This window comes from Delftia sp. DT-2 (assembly GCF_028401915.1).
Lineage (GTDB): Bacteria > Pseudomonadota > Gammaproteobacteria > Burkholderiales > Burkholderiaceae_C > Comamonas > Comamonas tsuruhatensis.
Genome location: NZ_JAQOTI010000005.1, coordinates 109247 through 127561, shown reverse-complemented (window position 1 = coordinate 127561; position 18315 = coordinate 109247). Strand labels below are relative to the sequence as shown.

At 67.1% G+C, this 18315-nt stretch carries 14 protein-coding genes; 11 read left to right on the top strand and 3 right to left on the bottom strand.

Annotated elements, in window-relative coordinates; all coding sequences use genetic code 11:
- Positions 1–77 precede the first annotated feature (77 nt).
- From dnaE to sbcB, 5 genes are all read left to right on the top strand, one after another.
- Complete coding sequence (gene dnaE, locus PO605_RS10020; RefSeq protein ID WP_047218165.1) at positions 78–3611, top strand: DNA polymerase III subunit alpha; 3534 nt, start codon at positions 78–80, stop codon at positions 3609–3611.
- Between the two features lie 133 nt (positions 3612–3744).
- On the top strand, positions 3745–4122 hold the full coding sequence (gene clpS / locus PO605_RS10015) for an ATP-dependent Clp protease adapter ClpS (RefSeq protein WP_016454840.1): 378 nt from the start codon (positions 3745–3747) through the stop codon (positions 4120–4122).
- 63 nt (positions 4123–4185) lie between these two features.
- Positions 4186–6522 carry an ATP-dependent Clp protease ATP-binding subunit ClpA gene (gene clpA, locus PO605_RS10010; protein WP_047472864.1) on the top strand — a complete coding sequence of 779 codons (2337 nt, stop codon included), beginning with the start codon at positions 4186–4188 and terminating at the stop codon, positions 6520–6522.
- Between the two features lie 83 nt (positions 6523–6605).
- Positions 6606–8060, top strand: coding sequence for a cardiolipin synthase (gene cls / locus PO605_RS10005; RefSeq protein WP_272206410.1), 1455 nt, complete (start codon positions 6606–6608; stop codon positions 8058–8060).
- 37 nt (positions 8061–8097) lie between these two features.
- A complete protein-coding gene (sbcB, locus tag PO605_RS10000) occupies positions 8098–9537 on the top strand; it encodes an exodeoxyribonuclease I (RefSeq protein ID WP_047473455.1) in 1440 nt (479 codons plus the stop codon).
- A gap of 143 nt (positions 9538–9680) precedes the next feature.
- Here sbcB and PO605_RS09995 read toward each other — a convergent pair whose 3' ends face one another.
- Positions 9681–10910 (bottom strand): nucleoside recognition domain-containing protein, encoded by a 1230-nt coding sequence (locus PO605_RS09995; RefSeq protein ID WP_017404792.1) that lies wholly within the window; start codon positions 10908–10910, stop codon positions 9681–9683.
- 148 nt (positions 10911–11058) lie between these two features.
- On the opposite strand from PO605_RS09995, the gene PO605_RS09990 reads away from it, so the two are divergent.
- On the top strand, positions 11059–11454 hold the full coding sequence (locus PO605_RS09990; RefSeq protein WP_047473457.1) for a VOC family protein: 396 nt from the start codon (positions 11059–11061) through the stop codon (positions 11452–11454).
- A gap of 19 nt (positions 11455–11473) precedes the next feature.
- Here PO605_RS09990 and tam read toward each other — a convergent pair whose 3' ends face one another.
- A complete protein-coding gene (gene tam, locus PO605_RS09985) occupies positions 11474–12247 on the bottom strand; it encodes a trans-aconitate 2-methyltransferase (protein ID WP_197065169.1) in 774 nt (257 codons plus the stop codon).
- Positions 12248–12354: 107 nt separating this feature from the next.
- On the opposite strand from tam, the gene PO605_RS09980 reads away from it, so the two are divergent.
- Entirely contained in the window at positions 12355–13263 is a 909-nt protein-coding gene (locus PO605_RS09980) for a LysR family transcriptional regulator (RefSeq protein ID WP_197065170.1), read from the top strand.
- Between the two features lie 9 nt (positions 13264–13272).
- Here the strand turns inward: PO605_RS09980 and PO605_RS09975 are convergent, their stop codons facing one another.
- Positions 13273–14190: a LysR family transcriptional regulator gene (locus PO605_RS09975; protein ID WP_047473461.1), complete on the bottom strand. Its 918-nt coding sequence runs from the start codon at positions 14188–14190 to the stop codon at positions 13273–13275.
- 75 nt (positions 14191–14265) lie between these two features.
- Here PO605_RS09975 and PO605_RS09970 point away from each other — a divergent pair, with 75 nt between their 5' ends.
- The 4 genes from PO605_RS09970 (at position 14266) to PO605_RS09955 (ending at position 18276) form a co-directional block, all read left to right on the top strand.
- A complete protein-coding gene (locus PO605_RS09970; protein WP_047327733.1) occupies positions 14266–15135 on the top strand; it encodes an HpcH/HpaI aldolase/citrate lyase family protein in 870 nt (289 codons plus the stop codon).
- Positions 15136–15216: 81 nt separating this feature from the next.
- A complete protein-coding gene (locus PO605_RS09965) occupies positions 15217–16221 on the top strand; it encodes a tripartite tricarboxylate transporter substrate binding protein (protein ID WP_047473463.1) in 1005 nt (334 codons plus the stop codon).
- Between the two features lie 58 nt (positions 16222–16279).
- Positions 16280–17443 (top strand): CoA transferase, encoded by a 1164-nt coding sequence (locus PO605_RS09960; protein WP_047473465.1) that lies wholly within the window; start codon positions 16280–16282, stop codon positions 17441–17443.
- A complete protein-coding gene (locus tag PO605_RS09955; protein WP_272206409.1) occupies positions 17443–18276 on the top strand; it encodes an amidohydrolase family protein in 834 nt (277 codons plus the stop codon). Before PO605_RS09960 ends, PO605_RS09955 begins: the two co-directional genes overlap by 1 nt.
- Positions 18277–18315: the final 39 nt, after the last annotated feature.

Here is an 18315-nt window from a genome sequence, read left to right as displayed (position 1 = left end):
CCGCAGGCGGGGGCGGCGGCAAAGGCATGGCCGCGAACGGGTCCCGGCATTGCGGAGCTTTCTACAATGGCGCCCATATGTTTGTCCATTTGCGCCTGCACACCGAATTTTCCGTCGTGGACGGAACCAACCGCATCAACGCCATCGTCAAGGCCGCCGCCGAGGATGGGCAGGTCGCACTGGCCGTCACAGACTTCAACAACCTGTTTGGCGGCGTCAAGTTCTATCGCGAAGGCCGGGCCAAGGGCGTCAAGCCCGTGCTGGGCGCGGAAATCCAGATCGAGGGCGAAAACGGCGCCGCGATCTCGCGCATCATCGTGCTGGTGCAAAGCCCGCTGGGCTACCACAACCTGTCCGAGCTGCTGGCCCGGGGCTGGACCCGCAATGTGGTCAAGGGCCAGGCCGTGCACACATGGGCCTGGCTGCAGGAGCTGGGCGAAGGCCTGATCGTGCTGGCCGGCGCCCAGGCCGGCCCGGTGGGCCAGGCACTGATGCGCGGTGACGAGGCCGGCGCAGCAGCCGTCGCCCAGCGGCTGGCGAGCATGTTCCCGCACCGCTTCTTCATCGAGCTGCAGCGCGCAGGCCGGCCTGACGACGAAGCCCATGTGCTGGCCGCCGTGCAACTGGCCGATCGCCTGAACCTGCCCGTGGTCGCCACGCACCCCATACAGTTCTTCGGCCCCGACGACTACGAAGCGCACGAGGCGCGCGTGTGCATCGCCGAGGGCGAGATCCTGGCCAACCCCAAGCGTGTGCGCCGCTTCACGCGCGACCAGCATTTCAAGACCGTCGCGCAGATGCAGGCGCTGTTTGCCGACATTCCCAGCGCCATCGCCAACACCGTGGAAATTGCGCGTCGCTGCAGCCTGACGCTGGTGCTGGGCAAGCCGCAGCTGCCCAACTTCCCCGTGCCCGAAGGCATGACCATGGACGAGTTCTTCCGCCAGGAGTCCTTTGCGGGACTGGAGGAACGCCTGATCCATCTCTATCCCGACCCCGCCAAGCGCGAGGCCCAGCGCGAGCGCTATGTCGAGCGACTGGAGTTCGAGATCGGCACCATCCTCAAGATGGGCTTTCCGGGCTACTTCCTCATCGTGGGTGACTTCATCAAGTGGGCCAAGCTCAACGGCTGTCCCGTGGGTCCGGGCCGCGGATCGGGCGCCGGCTCGCTGGTGGCCTACGTGCTCAAGATCACGGACCTGGACCCGCTGGAATACAACCTGCTGTTCGAGCGTTTCCTCAATCCCGAGCGTGTGTCCATGCCCGACTTCGACGTGGACTTCTGCCAGGCCAACCGCGACCGCGTCATCGACTACGTGAAGCAGCTGTATGGCCGCGACGCCGTCAGCCAGATCGCCACCTTCGGCACCATGGCCGCGCGCGCGGCCATCCGCGACGTGGGCCGCGTGCTGGACATGAGCTACACCTTCTGCGATGGCATCTCCAAGCTCATTCCCAACAAGCCTGGCCTGCACGTCACGCTCAAGTACCCGCCCAATCCCAAGAAGGAGGGCGACAAGTACACCTACGCCATCGAGGCCGAGCCCATGCTGGCCGAGCGCATCGACAAAGAAGAAGACGTCAAGACACTGATTGAAATGGCCCAGAAGCTCGAAGGCATGACACGCAACATTGGCATGCACGCGGGCGGCGTGGTGATTGCCCCGGGCAAGCTGGCCGATTTCTGCCCGCTGTACCAGCAGCCGGGCAGCGACTCGGCCGTGGCCATGTACGACAAGGACGATGTGGAGGCCGTGGGCCTGGTGAAGTTCGACTTTCTGGGCCTGGCCACGCTGACCATCCTGGAGATCGCGCGCGAGTTCATCATCAAGCGCCACAAGGGCCAGGAGAACTTCGCATTCGAGAACATCCCGCTGGACGATGCGCGCACCTACCAGCTGTTTTCCGAGGGCAAGACCGAGGCCGTGTTCCAGTTTGAATCGCGCGGCATGCAGGGCATGCTGCGCGACGCCAAGCCCAGCCGGCTGGAAGATCTGATCGCCCTGAACGCCCTGTACCGCCCGGGACCCATGGACCTGATTCCCAGCTTCGTGGCGCGCAAGCACGGCAAGGAAGTGGTGGAGTATCCGCATCCGCTGGTCGAAAAGGTGCTGGCCGAAACCTACGGGATCATGGTCTACCAGGAGCAGGTGATGCAGACGGCCCAGGTGCTGGGCGGCTACTCGCTGGGCGGCGCCGACCTCTTGCGCCGTGCCATGGGCAAGAAGAAGGTCGAGGAAATGGTCATGCACCGCGGGATCTTCCGCGAGGGCGCGGCCAAGCAGGGCATCAGCGAGGAAAAGGCCGACGAGGTCTTCGACCTGATGGAGAAGTTCGCGGGCTACGGCTTCAACAAGTCGCACGCCGCCGCCTACTCGCTGCTGGCCTATCACACGGCCTGGCTGAAGGTGCACTACACGGCCGAGTTCTACTGCGGGAACATGACCGTGGAAATGGACAACACCGACAAGCTCAAGGTGCTGTACGAAGACGCGCTCAAGATGGGCATCAGCTTCGAGCCGCCGGATGTCAACCGCGGCATGTACCGTTTCGAGCCCGTCACCGACAAGGTCATACGCTATGGCCTGGGTGCCATCAAGGGCACGGGCCAGCAGGCCATCGAGGCCATCATCGCGGCCCGTGAAGGCCGTGGCGTGGGCCCGCGCGGCGCCGACAAGGGGCCGTTCAAGAGCCTGGCCGACTTCTGCGTGCGCGTGGACCGCACGCGCCTGAACAAGCGCACGCTGGAAGCCCTGATCAAGGGCGGTGCCTTCGATGCCATCGAACTGAACCGCGCGGCCCTGGTGGCCTCCATCGACCATGCCTTCGAGTTCGCCAACAAGACGCTGGCCAATGCCAACCAGGGCGGGCTGTTCGACATGATGGGCGAGGACGCCGTGGGCTCCAGCACCCAGGAGCCGCCCCTGGCCGATGCGTTGCCCTGGGGCGTGAAGGAGAGGCTGACCCAGGAAAAGACCGCCGTGGGCTTTTACCTGTCGGGCCATCTGTTCGACGAGGTCGAAAAGGAGGTGCGCCGCTTCGTGCGCACGCCGCTGGCCGAGCTGCGCGACAGCCGCGAGCCCCAGACCCTGGCCGGCATCATCAGCGACTTCCGCGCCATCAACGGCCAGCGCGGGCGGCTGGGCCTGTTCAAGATCGATGACGGCTCGGGCGTGATCGAGGCCTCGGTGGACGAGAACACGCTCAATACCTATCGCGATCTGCTCAAGGACGACGAATTCGTCGTCATCACCGGGCGCCTGCAACTGGACCACTTCAGCGGTGGCCTGCGCATGAAGGCTCAGCAGCTGTTCAACCTGGCCGATGCGCGCTGCCGTTTCGCGCGCTACCTGCAGGTCAGCGTGGGCGAGAAGATGCCCGACGTGGTCGGCCTGCTGCGCCAGTTCCCCGCCGTGGTGGAGCAGGGCGAGCATGGCGAGCTGCAGCGCGGCATGAAGGTGCGCCTGGGACTGGTCTGCGAGGACGAGCGCGGCTCGGCCAGCTGCGAGCTGGCCCTGGGCGACGGCAGCCGCTTCTATCCCAGCGACGCGGCCCTGGCCGCCTGGTATGCCCAGGCGGGCAGCGCCCAGGTCAAGGTGGTCTACGAATGACGCGCAAGGTGGCGCAGCGTCCGGTGGCGGCAAGCAGGCACTGCTTTGGTGCGTGCTGGCCAGCCTGGGCAGGCGCCGCGCTTGAATTCTTCAGGCACGCCTCGCATATCCCTTCCGGAAAACAGTGGCTCCGATGGCTAGAATGATTTTCATGGCAACCCAACCCCCTTCGACCCCTCCTGCCATTCCCACAGTGCGGCCCGTGTCCGATGACGACGGCGCCGTGGTGCTGGAGCGGCGGCGCCAGCGCGTGCAGCCGCCGCAGATGTACCAGGTCGTGATGCTCAACGATGACTTCACGCCCATGGAATTCGTCATCATCGTCCTGCAGGAACTCTTCGGCAAGGACCGCGAAACGGCCACCCAGATCATGCTCAAGATCCATCTCGACGGCCGCGGCGTCTGCGGCGTGTACTCGCGCGATGTGGCGGCCACCAAGGTCGAGCAGGTGCTGCAGGCCGCCCAGAAAGCGGGCCATCCGTTGCAGGCCATGTTCGAGCCTGTTGAATAAACCCGGGCCGCCCTGATTTATGGTTGCAGTCAATAATCCCCAGCAAGCGAAAAGGAGTCATCAATGATCGCCCAGGAACTGGAAGTCAGCTTGCACATGGCCTTTGTCGAAGCACGCCAGCAGCGCCACGAGTTCATCACCGTGGAACACCTGCTGCTGGCCCTGCTGGACAACCCCAGTGCAGCGGAAGTGCTGCGCGCCTGCTCAGCCAACATCGATGACCTGCGCTCGGCCCTGTCCAACTTCATCAAGGACAACACGCCCCAGGTCGCGGGCACCGACGAAGTGGACACGCAGCCCACGCTGGGTTTCCAGCGTGTGATTCAGCGCGCCATCATGCATGTGCAATCGACCGGCAACGGCAAGAAGGAAGTCACGGGCGCCAACGTGCTCGTCGCCATCTTCGGTGAAAAGGACTCGCATGCCGTCTACTACCTGCACCAGCAGGGCGTGACGCGCCTGGACGTGGTCAATTTCATCGCCCACGGCATCAAGAAGGGCGAGCCGCCCGAGCCTGCGAAGGCGGAGAACCCTGCGGAATCCGAAGAGGGTGCCGGTGGCGAGCGCAACGAAAAGGCCTCGCCCCTGGAGCAGTTCACGCTGAACCTCAACCAGGCGGCCAAGGACGGCAAGATCGATCCGCTGATCGGGCGCGACTACGAGGTCGAGCGCACCATCCAGATCCTGTGCCGCCGCCGCAAGAACAACCCGCTGCTGGTCGGCGAGGCCGGCGTGGGCAAGACGGCGATCGCCGAAGGCCTGGCCTGGCGCATCACCGAAGGCAAGGTGCCCGAGGTGCTGACCGAGGCCGTGGTCTATTCGCTGGACATGGGCGCGCTGCTGGCAGGCACCAAGTACCGTGGCGATTTCGAGCAGCGCCTCAAGGGCGTGCTCAAGTCGCTGAAGGACAAGCCCAACGCCATCCTGTTCATCGACGAAATCCACACGCTGATCGGCGCGGGCGCCGCTTCGGGCGGCACGCTGGACGCGTCCAACCTGCTCAAGCCGGCGCTGTCCAGCGGCCAGCTCAAGTGCATTGGCGCCACCACGTTCACCGAGTACCGCGGCATCTTCGAGAAGGACGCGGCCCTGTCGCGGCGCTTCCAGAAGGTGGATGTGGTCGAGCCCACGGTGGCCGAGACCGTGGACATCCTCAAGGGCCTGAAGTCGCGCTTCGAGGAACACCACAGCGTGCAGTACGCCGCTGCCGCCCTGCAGGCTGCGGCCGAGCTGTCGGCCAAGTACATCAATGACCGCCACCTGCCCGACAAGGCCATCGACGTGATCGACGAGGCCGGCGCCGCGCAGCGCATCATTCCGGTGGAGCAGCGCAAGCAGACCATCGACAAGGCCGAGATCGAGGCCATCGTGGCCAAGATCGCGCGCATTCCGCCTGCCAACGTGTCCAACGACGACCGCAGCAAGCTGCAGACGCTGGAGCGCGACCTCAAGAGCGTGGTCTTCGGCCAGGACAAGGCGCTGGAAGCGCTGGCCTCCTCGGTCAAGATGGCGCGCTCGGGCCTGGGCAAGCCGGACAAGCCGATCGGCTCCTTCCTGTTCTCGGGCCCCACCGGCGTGGGCAAGACGGAAGCGGCCAAGCAGCTGGCCTACATTTTGGGCGTGGACCTGATCCGCTTCGACATGTCGGAGTACATGGAGCGCCATGCCGTCAGCCGCCTGATCGGCGCGCCTCCGGGCTATGTGGGCTTTGACCAGGGCGGCCTGCTGACCGAGGCCGTGACCAAGAAGCCGCATTCGGTGCTGCTGCTCGACGAAATCGAGAAGGCGCATCCAGACATCTTCAACGTGCTGCTGCAGGTCATGGACCACGGCACGCTGACGGACAACAACGGGCGCAAGGCCGACTTCCGCAACGTGATCCTCATCATGACCACGAACGCGGGTGCAGAGACCATCAACAAGGCCTCGATCGGTTTCACCAACCCGCGCCAGGCCGGCGACGAAATGGGCGACATCAAGCGCCTGTTCACGCCGGAGTTCCGCAACCGTCTGGACGCCATCGTCAGCTTCAAGCCGCTGGACGAGCAGGTCATCCTGCGCGTGGTCGACAAGTTCCTGCTGCAACTGGAGCAGCAACTGGCCGAAAAGCGCGTGGAGGTCACCTTTACCGACGCGCTGCGCAAGCACCTGGCCAGGAAGGGCTTCGATCCGCTCATGGGCGCCCGTCCCATGCAGCGCCTGATCCAGGACACCATCCGGCGCTCGCTGGCCGACGAGCTGCTGTTCGGGCAGCTGGTCGACGGTGGCCGCCTGGAAGTGGACTGGGTGGCCGACGCCGACGATGCCGACAAGGGCGAAGTCAAGCTCGACATCACGCCCCAGCCCAGGCAGGACCCGGCTTCCGAGCCGGCCGAGCCCAAAGAGGCCACCGCCGACTGATGTGCATCGCCTGATGCCCATCGCGCAAGCCGACAGCCCTCCGGGCTGCCGGCTTTTTCTTTGATCCGCCCGAAGGAGTCTTTGTGGAGTGGCTTCGTCAGTACCTGACCCATGAGAATGCGCTGCTGCTGCTGTCGGTGACCTGGTCGGTCTATGTGGTGATCGTCGCGGTGTGGATCCTTTTGCAGCGCAGCGCACCCGTGGCCACACTGAGCTGGCTGCTGTCCATGGCGGCGATTCCCGTGGGCGGGCTGGCCATCTACTATTTCTTCGGCCCGCAACGGCTCAAGCGCCAGCGCATCAAGCGGCTGCGCGCGCGCAAGACATCGCGCGTGCGCTCGGGCGTGCAGCGGCTGCGCGAGCGCATGCCCGGCAGTCCCGAGCGCCTGCACCAGGTCGCGCGACTGGTGGCCGCCACCAGCGACTTTCCGGTGAGCACGGCCACCGACCTGCGGCTGCTGGTCGGTGGCGCGGCCACCTTCGACGCCATCATCGATGCGGTGAATGCCGCACGCCACCACATCCACCTCGAGTACTACATCTTCGAGCCCGACCAGACCGGCACGGCCCTGCGCGACCTGCTGATGCAGCGGGCCCGCGCAGGCATACAGGTGCGCCTGCTGGTGGATGCCCTGGGCTCCAAGAAGCTGGGGCGGCGCTTTCTGCAGCCGCTGGAGGATGCGGGCGCCGAGGTCGCGCTGTTCCATGGCACCAAGATCGGCCGGCGGCTGCGCCCGGTCATCAACTTCCGCACCCACCGCAAGATCCTGGTGTGCGACGGCAAGGTGGGCTTCACGGGCGGCGTCAACGTGACCGACGAAGAGAACGCGCGTGTCATGCCCGATGCCTACCACGACGTGCACCTGCGCCTGGAGGGCGCCATCGTCAACTGGCTGCAGACCGTGTTCCTCGAGGACTGGGCCTACGCCCTCGAAAAGGACCCCAAGAGCGAGCCCGCCGACATCGACCTGCTGCTGCCGGACGCGCCCGAGGGCCCGCTGCCCGTGCAGATCATCACCTCCGGCCCCGACAACGGCCTGCAGGCCATCTACCGCGCCCATCTTGCGGCCATCAACGCGGCCGAGGAGCGTGTCTGGCTGACAACGCCGTACTTCGTTCCCACGGAGGCCGCGCTGGCCGCGCTCACCAATGCCTCGCTGCGCGGCGTGGATGTGCAGCTGCTGGTGCCGCGCCGCTCCGATTCGGCCCTGGTCACGGCGGCCGCGCGCTCCTACTACGACGAACTGATCCGCTGCGGCGTGCGCGTCTACGAATACAAGGCGCGCATGCTGCACTCCAAGACGCTGGTGGTGGACGGCAGCATCTCCATCATCGGCACGGCCAACTTCGACTACCGCAGCTTCTTCCTGAACTACGAAGTCTGCGCCATCGCCTACGGGCCCCAGCTCAATGGCGACCTGGCGCGCCAGTTCGAGCTGGACCTGGAGCAGGCGCAGCGCGTGCATTTCAAGCGCGACCTGGGCTTCGCACTGCGCCTGTTCGACTCCGGCGCGCGCCTTTGCTCACCCTTGCTGTGATGTCCGGACGCACTTTTTTCGCAGGCATACTCGCCCGATGGCCCATACCTTCTTCTGGCACGACTACGAGACCTTCGGCGCCCAGCCGCGCTATGACCGGCCCGCGCAATTCGCGGGCATCCGCACCGATGCGGAACTCAATGAAATCGGCGAGCCCGTCATGTGGTATTGCCAGCCGGCAGGCGACTACCTGCCCGATCCGCAGTCCTGCCTGATCACCGGCATCACGCCCCAGCAATGCCTGGAGCAGGGCATGCCCGAGGCCCAGTTCGCCGCCCGCATCGAGGCGGAACTGGCCCAGGCCGGCACCGTGGGCGTGGGCTACAACACCATCCGTTTTGACGACGAGATCACGCGCTTCATGTTCTGGCGCAACCTCATCGACCCCTATGCGCGCGAATGGCAAAACGGCTGCGGGCGCTGGGACCTGCTCGACGTGGTGCGCATGGTCTATGCGTTGCGCCCCGAAGGCATTGTCTGGCCGAAAAAGGAGGATGGATCTCCAAGCTTCAAGCTCGAGGACCTGGCCCGCGCCAACGGCCTGCTGCACGAGAAGGCGCACGATGCCCTGTCCGACGTGCGTGCCACCATCGGGCTGGCCCGGCTGATCCGCAAGGTCCAGCCCAGATTGTTCGACTTCGCCTTCTCGCTGCACAAGAAGGACCGTGTGCTGCAGGAAATGGGCCTGCCGGCCGAGCCGACGCATGCCAGGCCCTTCCTGCACGTCAGCGGCATGATCCGGCCCGAGCGCGGCTGCATCGCCGTCATGTGGCCGCTGGCCACGCACCCCACCAACAAGAACGAGATCATCTGCTGGGATCTGGCGCAGGACCCGTCCGAGCTGGCCTCCATCGACGTGGAAACGCTGCGCCTGCGCCTGTTCTCGCGCGCGGCCGACCTGCCCGAAGGCATGCAGCGCCTGCCTATCAAGAGCATCCACGTCAACAAGTCGCCCATGGTGGTCGGCAGCCTCAAGACGCTGAGCCCGGCCATGGCCGCGCAATGGGGCATCGATGTGGAGCAGTGCATGGGCCATGCGGCCATTGCACGGGACCTGCCCGACATGAGCGCGCTGTGGCGTGCCGTTCACCAGCGCCCTGCGCAGGAAGGGCTGGATGCCGACCAGGACCTGTACGGCGGCTTTGTGGGCAACGAGGACCGGCGCCGCCTGAGCCACCTGCGCAGCCTGTCCGCGCAGGAGCTGGCGCTGGACCGCACGGGCTTCGACGATGCACGCCTGACCGAACTGCTGTTCCGCTACCGCGCCCGCAATTTCCCCGCCAGCCTGAACCCGGCCGAGCGCCAGCGCTGGCTGCAGCACTGCGCGGCCTGCCTGATCGAAGGAAAGGGCGGCGCACGCACGGCCGAGCAGATGTTTGCCATGGTCGATCAGCTATCGGAAACTGCCGACGAGCGCGGCGAGGAGATCCTGGGGGCGCTGTATGACTATGCCGAGGCGATCATGCCGGAACTTTAGTTCCCCCTGAGCCGCTGCGCGGCTTCTCCCGAGAGGTGCGACACCCTCGCGGCGGGGCGAGGCGGGGCGGCCGGCGTAGGCACTTGCTCGGTCTTCCTCGCCTTGGACCGCGTCGGCTTCAGGCGCGGCGCCCATTTGTGCCTTCAGCCAAAGAACTTGTAGCAGACCACGATGGCCGCCACCACGCCGGCCAGTTCGGCGATGAGGGCGCAGGGAACGGCGTGGCGGGCACGCTGTATGCCCACGGCGCCGAAGTAGACGGCCAGGACGTAGAAGGTGGTTTCGGTGCTGCCCTGGATGGTGGCGGCCACCAGGGCGGCGAAGCTGTCCACGCCCTGGGTCTGCATGGTCTCGATCAGCATGGCGCGCGCCGCGCTGCCCGAGAAGGGTTTGACCAGGGCCGTGGGCAGGGCGTCCACGAAGCGGGCGTCCATGCCCATGGCATCGACCACCCAGCGTATGCCCGACAGCGCATACTCCAGCGCGCCCGATGCGCGGAACACGCCCACGGCGCAGAGCATGGCCACCAGGTAGGGCAGCAGGCCCTTGGCCACGTCAAAGCCTTCCTTGGCGCCCTCGATGAAGCTGTCGTAGACCGCGACCTTGCGCCAGGCGCCCAGGGTGACGAACAGCACGATCAGGGCAAACAGCGTCAGGTTGCCCAGCAGCGATGACAGCTGGGCCAGTGCGGCCGCCGACAGCGTGGCCAGAAAGGCCATGAAGCCCGCCAGCGCCAGGCCCAGCGGCAGCAGATAGCCCAGAACCACGGGGCTCCACAGCGGCAGCCTCTGCACGGCGGCCACGGCCAGCAGGCCGACCAGGGTCGAGGCCGAGGTGGCCAGCAAGATCGGCAGAAAGACCAGGGTGGGATCGGGCGCACCCTGCTGCATGCGGTACATGAAGATGGTCACGGGCAGCAAGGTCAGCGACGACGCATTGAGCACCAGGAACAGGATCTGCGCATTGGTGGCGGTGTCGGGCCGGGGATTGAGCTCCTGCAGCGAGCGCATGGCCTTCAGGCCCATGGGCGTGGCCGCGTTGTCCAGTCCCAGCCCGTTGGCCGCGAAGTTCAGCGTGATCAGGCCCAGGGCCGGATGGCCGCGCGGCACCTCGGGCATGAGCCTGGCGAACAACGGGCCCAGCACGCGCGCCAGCCACTCCACCACGCCGGCCTTCTCTGCGATGCGCAGAAAGCCCAGCCACAGCGTCAGCGTGCCGAACAGCAGCACCATGACCTCGACCGACAGCCTGGCCATGGCAAACAGCGCCTGCACCATGGCCGAGAAAATCCCGGCCTGGCCGCCGACCAGCCATTGGGCCAGCGCAGCCACGGCCGCCACCAGAAAAAAGCCCAGCCACAAGGCATTCAGCATGGATTCCCGTCCCTCACGAGGCAATTGCAAGCCGCCATTGTGGGGCCAGCCGCAGGGCTTACGGGCCAGGGCGGCAGGGCATTGACAGGGCTCCGTTATCCTCGCGGCCCCGTGGTCCGAGGACCGCACCATTGCTGCAAAGGATTCCATGCCCCAGGTGATAGGACAGGTGAGCGTCGCCGTGCGCGACTATGACGAGGCGCTGCGCTTTTATGTGGGCGCGCTGGGCTTCGTGCTGATCGAGGACACCGCCCTGTCCGAGGGCAAGCGCTGGGTCACCGTGGCTCCCGGTGGCGGCGGTGTGCGCCTGCTGCTGGCCCGCGCCACGAATGAGGAACAGGCCGCGCGCGTGGGCAACCAGACGGGCGGGCGCGTGTTCCTGTTCCTGCAGACCGACGACTGCCTGCGCGACTTCGAAGCCTACCGCTCGCGCGGCGTGCGCTTTGTGCAGGAACCCCAGCGCAAGCCCCACGGCACCGTGGCCGTGTTCGAAGACCTCTACGGCAATCTGTGGGATCTCATCGAGTTGCATCCGGCGCGCTGAGGGCCTAAGGCGCGCTGCTTCAGCGGCTGGCCACGATGAACAGCCTGGGGAAGGGCAGCAGCACCGTGCCATCGTCCAGCGCGGGGTAGGCCTGGGAGATGGCCTGCAGATACGCTGCGTAGAAGCCGGCCTTTTGCTCCTCGTCCAGCGGCGCGACGAAGGGACGCAGCGCCGATCCCTTGAACCACTCAACCACCGCGGCATGGCCGCGCGCCAGCGGGTGGAAGTAGGTGGTGCGCCAGACATCGACGTTGCTGCAGTGCGGGCGAAGCAGGGCGTAGTAGAAGTCCGCGCTGTGCCGTGCGGGGTGGCGCACATCGCCAATCGTGGCAGCCCAGGGGCCGCTGGCGGCCACTTCGCGTGCCAGCCGGTGGGCCGGTTCTTCCAGGTTGTCCGGCGTCTGCACGGCCAGGCTGCCACCGGGGGCCAGGTGGCTGACGAGGCGCGGGTAAAGCTGCTGGTGGTCGGGCAGCCACTGCAGCGAGGCATTGGCCAGGATCACGTCCTGCGGCTGGTCGGGCTGCCAGGTGGCGATGTCGGCCAGGGAGAAGGCCGTGCCCGGCAGCCGCTTGCGTGCGGCATCCAGCATGTCCTCGGAATTGTCCAGTCCCGTCACGGTGGCCCCGGGGAAGCGCTGGGCCAGGACCTCGGTGGAGTTGCCGGGGCCGCAGCCCAGGTCCACGGCCAGCCGCACGGCGCGGCCAGGCAGATCGGGAATGGCGGCCACCAGGTCGCGCACGGGGCGCGTGCGCTCCTGCTCGAACGTTGTGTACTGCTTTGCGGACCAGGTCATCGTGTTGCCTTTCAGGTAGGTGTGTTTGTGGGGCGCGAGCGTAAATCCGTCCATCCATGATTGCAAATGCCACAATTGAAGTCTTCCCATACCTTGAAAGTATTGATGTGCCCGAGCTTCGCCAACTGCGCGCCTTTGTCGCCATCGCCGAGGAAGGCCACATCACCCGCGCGGCCGAGCGCCTGGGCATGCAGCAGCCGCCGCTGACGCGGTTGCTGCAGGGCCTGGAGCACGAATTGGGCGTGGAGCTGGTGCAGCGCCTGCCGCGCGGCGTGCGGCCCACGGCGGCGGGGCTGGCGCTGCTGGAAGAGTCCAAGGCGCTGCTGGAGCGCTGTGACGTGCTGGCCGAGGTGGTGCGCCGTGCCGCCCGGGGCGAGACGGGCCGGCTGGCCGTGGGCTTCACCAGCTCTGCCGCGCTGCATCCCTTTGTCCCGGGCGTGCTGCGCATGTTCCGCCAGCAGGTGCCCGGCGTGGCCGTGGCACTGGAGGAGGCGGGCACGGGTGAACTCATGGATGCATTGCTGCACGAGCGGCTGGACGCGGCCTTTGTGCGCTCGCCCCTGCATGGCAGCCAGGGGCTGCAGGCCGTGCCGATTCTGGAAGAGCCCATGCTGCTGGCCCTGCCGGCAGGGCATGCGCTGGCACGCCCATTGCGCCGGCCCGTGCCTTTGCCGCAGCTCGCCTCGGAGGATTTCGTGCTGTACCGGCGCAGGGTGGGGCAGGGCCTGTACGACGCCATTCTCAAGGCCTGCCTGGAGGCCGGTTTCAGCCCGCGCGTGGTGCAGGAGGCGCCGCGCATGACGGCGACGCTGAGCCTGGTCTCGGCAGGGCTGGGGCTGTCCATCGTGCCGGCCTCCATGCAGCGCCTGCGCAGCGACGGCATTGCCTACCGCACGCTGTCGCAATGCCCGGGGCTGGCCGCTCCGCTGCATCTGGCCACGCGCGTGGGCGATGCGTCTGCGGTGCTGCGCAGGTTCCAGGACCTGGTTGCCATGGCGGCCGTGGCGGAGTCCTGAAGGTGCGGACTATGGTGACCGGGTTGCTGCGCGTGCGGCAGCGCGAGGACCGCCGCGCTGCCTGACCACGGTGCGCGCGCATTCCACCAGCTTGTGGATCAGCGGCAGGCGTGCCGAAGAGCGCAGCCACATCACACCGAAGCGCCGCGACTGCGATTCCTCGGGCAGGGCCAGCCGCACCACGCCCTGGCCATCGGGCAGGTTCAGCGCCGTGTCGGGCACCAGGGAGACGCCCAGGCCCCTGTCCACCATCATGGCAATCGCCACCAGCGAGCTCAGTTCAAAGCGCTCCTGGGGAGAGATCTGCGCGGCGCGCAGGTAGCGCTCCACCATCTGGCCGCCGCCCAAGCTGCGGTCATAGCGGATCAGCGGCTGGGTGCGCAGCAGCGTGTGCGGGTCCAGGTGCGCCAGCTGGCGCGGCACCAGCAGCACCAGCGGCTCCTCGCGCAGCAGTGTCCAGTCGAAGGTCTTGGCCAGGGCGAACGAGGGGTGCAGGCAGACCGCCGCATCCAGCTCGCCCTGCCGCACGGCCTCGTACAGCTCGCGCGTGGTAGCCGACCGCAGGAACACCTTGGCGTCAGGGCACTTCTTCACGAAGCCGGCCAGGATGTCGGGCAGCAGGCTGTGCAGCGCCGTGTTGATGGTGCCTATGACCAGTTCCCCGGCCGTGCCTTCCTGGCTGACATGGGTCTTGGCATTGGCCAGTTCGCGCAGCAACTGCGGCGCGGATTGGGCCAGGCGGTGGCCGGCCGGGGTGGGCAGCACGGTGCGGCCTGCGCGGGCCAGCAGGGGGGCGTCGAACTCGCGCTCCAGGATGCGGATCTGCTGGGCCACGGCGGCGGCCGTGATGTCCAGGCGCCGCGCGGCCTCGGCCATGGAGCCGGTCTCCACCACGAGCAGGAAGCTGTGCAGGTAGCTGGTTTCCATAAACAAAGAATTTGTGTGGTTTGAACAAATATTACCTGTGTTTCTCTTGGCTTTCTGCCGCCCACAATGCGGGCCATGAGAAGCAAACTGTTTGTTCCCGCATCGCGTCCCGAGCTGTTCGCCAAGGCACTGGCCGGCGAGGCCGACGCGCTGTCCTTCGACCTGGAGGACGCGGTGGCCGAAGCCCGCAAGGACGAGGCGCGCGGCCTGCTGCGCAGCTTTCTGCTCAGCCCTGAAAGCCGGGGCCACGGCAAGACGCTCATCGTGCGCGTCAACGCCATGGACACGCCGCATTTCGGCGCTGACATCGCCGAGATGGTGCGCGACGGCGTGCACCTCATCAACCTGCCCAAGCCCGAGACCGTGCAGCAGGTGCGTGAGGCCGCACAGCGCATTGCCGATGCGGCAGATGCCAACGGCGTGCCCCAGGCGCCTGGCCTGCTGCTCAACATCGAAACACCCCGCGCCCTGCGCTGCGCTGCCGAACTGGCCGGCGCCCACGCCAGCGTGGCCGGCCTGCAGATGGGGCTGGGCGACCTGTTCGAGCCCTTTGGCGTGAACCGGCGCGAGCCCGCCGCCATTGCCCAGGTGCTGCTTGCCGTGCGCATGGCCGCTGCCGAGGCAGGCATCTATGCCTATGACGGCGCCTTTGCCGACATCCGCGACAGCGACGGCTTCAGCGCCGAGGCGCGGCTGTCGCGCGGCCTGGGCTTTCTGGGCAAGACGTGCATACACCCCAGCCAGGTCGCGCTGGCCAATGCGGTCTACCAGCCGACCGAGCAGGAGATTTCCCACTCGCTGAAGGTGGTCCAGGCGGCCCGTGAGGCTGACGCCAATGCGCTGGGCGCCTATGTGGTGGACGGAAAGATGGTGGACAAGCCCTTTGTGCTGCGTGCCCAGGCCATAGTGGCTGCGGCGCATGCACAGGGGCTGCTGGTGGCCTGAATAGGGTTCTGGCATTCCGGTGTACCGGCGTCCTGCATGCCGTGCACCACAACGACAAGAAACAGGACAGGAGACAAAGACATGAGCATTTCGCATTGCCGCACGCGGCGCAGGCTGGTGGCGCTGGCGGCCACGGCAACGGTGGCCACGCTGACCGGGCTGGCTTCGCCGGGATTGATGGCGCAGGGCGCCTTCCCGTCCAAGGCCATCACCATGGTGGTTCCCTATCCGCCGGGAGGCTCCAATGATGTGTTCGCACGCCAGGTGGCCAAGGAAATGGGCGATCTGCTCAAGCAGACCGTGATCGTGGACAACCGGCCCGGTGCCAGCGGCAACACCGGCACGGCCTCGGTGGCCAAGGCGGCGGCGGACGGCTACACGCTGGTGGCGGTGTCGTCGAGCATGACCACGAATGCCGCGGTGCAGGCCAAGATGCCCTTCGATCCCGTCAAGGACCTGGCGCCCGTGGCCATGTTTGCCAAGGGCCCGCTGGTGGTGGCCGTGAACAACGAATTCCCGGCCAGGACGCCGCAGGATCTGGTGCGCGCCATCAAGGCCAGCCCGGGCCAGTTCAACTACGCCACCTCGGGCACCGGCAGCATCAACCACTTCGCGACCGAGATGATGCGCTCCATGGTGCCGGGCATGGACATCATGCATGTGCCCTACAAGGGCCAGGGTCCGGCCGTGACCGATGTCATCGGCAACCAGGTGCAGATGCTGGTCTCCAGCGGCCCGTCCATCCTGCCCATGGTGCGCAACGGCAAGCTGCGCGCCATCGGCATCACCAGCCTCAAGCCCAGCCCCATTGCGCCGGACCTGACGCCCATGGCAACGGCCATCCCGGGCTACGAATTCGATCTGTGGTGGGGGCTGCTGGCGCCTGCGGGCACGCCCGCCGACATCGTGGACCGCCTCAACCAGGCCGTGAACCAGGTGCTGGCCAAGCCGACCATCCAGGCCAGCTTCCTGCGCGAAGGCGCCATTGCCAACCCCGTGACGCCGCAGCAGTTCGCACAAGTGATCCGCAGCGACGTGGCGCGCTGGAAGCAGCTCGCCAAGGACCGCAATATCCAGGCCGATTGAACCCGGCCTTTGGCGGGAGGCGCCCCAGGCCTTCCCGCCTCCCTATCAGGAGAAACGAATGAGTTTTGTGCCCGGTGAACGCCAGGGGCCGAAAGGCCCGCTCAGCGGCGTGCGCGTGCTGGACCTGAGCGCCTATATCGCGGGGCCGTATGGCTGCTCGCTGCTGGCGGACCAGGGCGCCGAGGTGATCAAGGTCGAGCCGCCCGTGGGCGACAACCTGCGCAAGTACCCGTCCACGCTGGAGGCCGAAAGCCGCGCCTTCCTGGGCGTGAACCGCAGCAAGTGGGGCATGGTGCTGGACCTGAAGGACGAGGCCGACCACGCCGTGCTGCTGCGCCTGGTGCGCGAGGCCGATGTGCTGGTCCACAACTTCCGGCCCGGCGTGCCCGAGCGGCTGGGCATCGGTTTTGCGCAGTTGGCCGCCATCAACCCACGCCTCGTCTATTGCAGCGTCACCGGCTACGGCAGCCGGGGTCCGCTCAAGGCCAAGGCGGGTTACGACCAGGTGCTGCAGACCATGACCGGGATGTGCGCCATGCAGGGCAAGGCTGGCGGGCCGCCCGAGATTCTCTACGGCTCCGTGGTGGACTACTACGCCTCGGCCCTGGTGGCGGGCGGCGTGTCGTCGGCGCTGTACGAGCGCGAGAAAAGCGGGCTGGGCCAGCATGTGGGCGTGTCGCTGCTGCGCGCGGCGCTGACCATGCAGTCCGCACGCATGGTCTGGGCCGAGGGCGAGCCGCGCGAGGTGGGGCGCGACATGCGCTCCGGCGGCATCACGGGCATCCACCCGACGCGCGAAGGTTATCTCTACATCTCGGCCAATACCGCGCATTTCTGGGAGGCGCTGTGCCGCAAGCTGGGGCTGCCCGAGCTGGCCGGTGACGAGCGCTACGACTCCGTGCGCAAGCGCGCCCAGCACCGCGACGTGCTGGTGCCCCTGCTGCGCCAGGCATTGGCGGGGCGCAGCGCGCTGGAATGGGAGGCCTTGTTCGGCGAGGAAGTGCCCTGCGCGGCGGCGCGCACGGTGGAAGACATGTTCGACGACCCGCAGGTGCAGGCCGAAGGCATGGTCACCCGTTTCGAGCATCCGACCCTGGGCAGCTACCGGGGCTTTGCCGGCGCCGTGGAGTTCGACCGCACGCCCGGCCCGCCGGCCTTTGCCGCGCCCACGCTGGGCCAGCATACCGAGGCGCTGAAGGCCGCCGCGCAAGAGAGCCTCTGATGCACGCACTGCCCGCTGGAGCCTGCGACGCCCATCTGCATGTCTTCGATCCGCGCTTTCATACGCGTTTTGATACGTGTTTTGGTGCCCATGCCACGGCTGCCGACTATGCGCAGCTGCGCGGCGCCATGGGGCTGGAGCGCGCCGTCATCGTCCAGCCGCGTGCGCATGGCACGGACAACCGGGCCACGCTGCACGCCATCCAGTCGCTGGGCGCTGCAAGCACGCGTGGCATTGCCGTAGTGCACCCCGAGAGCACCGACGCCCAGCTGCAGGCGCTGCATGACGGCGGCATTCGCGGCATCCGCTTTTCGCTGCACACCGAGCACGATGCAGCCGTGCGGCTGGACATGCTGGAGCCGTTGGCCGAGCGCATTGCCCCGCTGGGCTGGCATGTGCAGCTGCACTGGCTGGCCAACCAGATCGCGGCCCATGCGGCGCTGCTGCAGCGGCTGCCATGCACCCTGGTGTTCGACCACATGGCGCGGCTGGCTGACAGCACTGACGGCGCAGGCGTGCACCAGCCCGCCTTCGGTGTGGTCCGTGGGCTGGTGCAGCAGGGCAGGGCCTGGGTCAAGCTCTCGGGCCCGTATCTGAACAGCCGGGCGGGCCTGGCCGCAGGCTATGCCGATTGCGACGCGCTGGCGCAGGCCTGGGTGGCCGAGGCCCCGCAGCGCCTGGTCTGGGGCAGCGACTGGCCCCATGTCACCGAAGCTGCCCATCCGCCGCAGACCCCCATGCTGCTGGCGCTGCTGTCACGCTGGATTCCCGATGCGGCGCTGCGCGCCCGCGTGCTGGTGGACAACGCCGCCGAGCTGTACGGATTCGATTGAGGGCGCGGGGCACGCAAGCCTCGCAGCCCAGGTTTTCAC

Excerpts from the sequence above, each read along its gene's own strand:
- dnaE (WP_047218165.1), top strand. The coding sequence starts at position 78 with ATGTTTGTCCATTTGCGCCTGCACACCGAATTTTCCGTCGTGGACGGA.
- clpS (WP_016454840.1), top strand. The coding sequence starts at position 3,745 with ATGGCTAGAATGATTTTCATGGCAACCCAACCCCCTTCGACCCCTCCT.
- clpA (WP_047472864.1), top strand. The coding sequence starts at position 4,186 with ATGATCGCCCAGGAACTGGAAGTCAGCTTGCACATGGCCTTTGTCGAA.
- sbcB (WP_047473455.1), top strand. The coding sequence starts at position 8,098 with ATGGCCCATACCTTCTTCTGGCACGACTACGAGACCTTCGGCGCCCAG.
- PO605_RS09995 (WP_017404792.1), bottom strand. The coding sequence starts at position 10,910 with ATGCTGAATGCCTTGTGGCTGGGCTTTTTTCTGGTGGCGGCCGTGGCT.
- PO605_RS09990 (WP_047473457.1), top strand. The coding sequence starts at position 11,059 with ATGCCCCAGGTGATAGGACAGGTGAGCGTCGCCGTGCGCGACTATGAC.
- tam (WP_197065169.1), bottom strand. The coding sequence starts at position 12,247 with ATGACCTGGTCCGCAAAGCAGTACACAACGTTCGAGCAGGAGCGCACG.
- PO605_RS09975 (WP_047473461.1), bottom strand. The coding sequence starts at position 14,190 with ATGGAAACCAGCTACCTGCACAGCTTCCTGCTCGTGGTGGAGACCGGC.
- PO605_RS09970 (WP_047327733.1), top strand. The coding sequence starts at position 14,266 with ATGAGAAGCAAACTGTTTGTTCCCGCATCGCGTCCCGAGCTGTTCGCC.
- PO605_RS09965 (WP_047473463.1), top strand. The coding sequence starts at position 15,217 with ATGAGCATTTCGCATTGCCGCACGCGGCGCAGGCTGGTGGCGCTGGCG.
- PO605_RS09960 (WP_047473465.1), top strand. The coding sequence starts at position 16,280 with ATGAGTTTTGTGCCCGGTGAACGCCAGGGGCCGAAAGGCCCGCTCAGC.
- PO605_RS09955 (WP_272206409.1), top strand. The coding sequence starts at position 17,443 with ATGCACGCACTGCCCGCTGGAGCCTGCGACGCCCATCTGCATGTCTTC.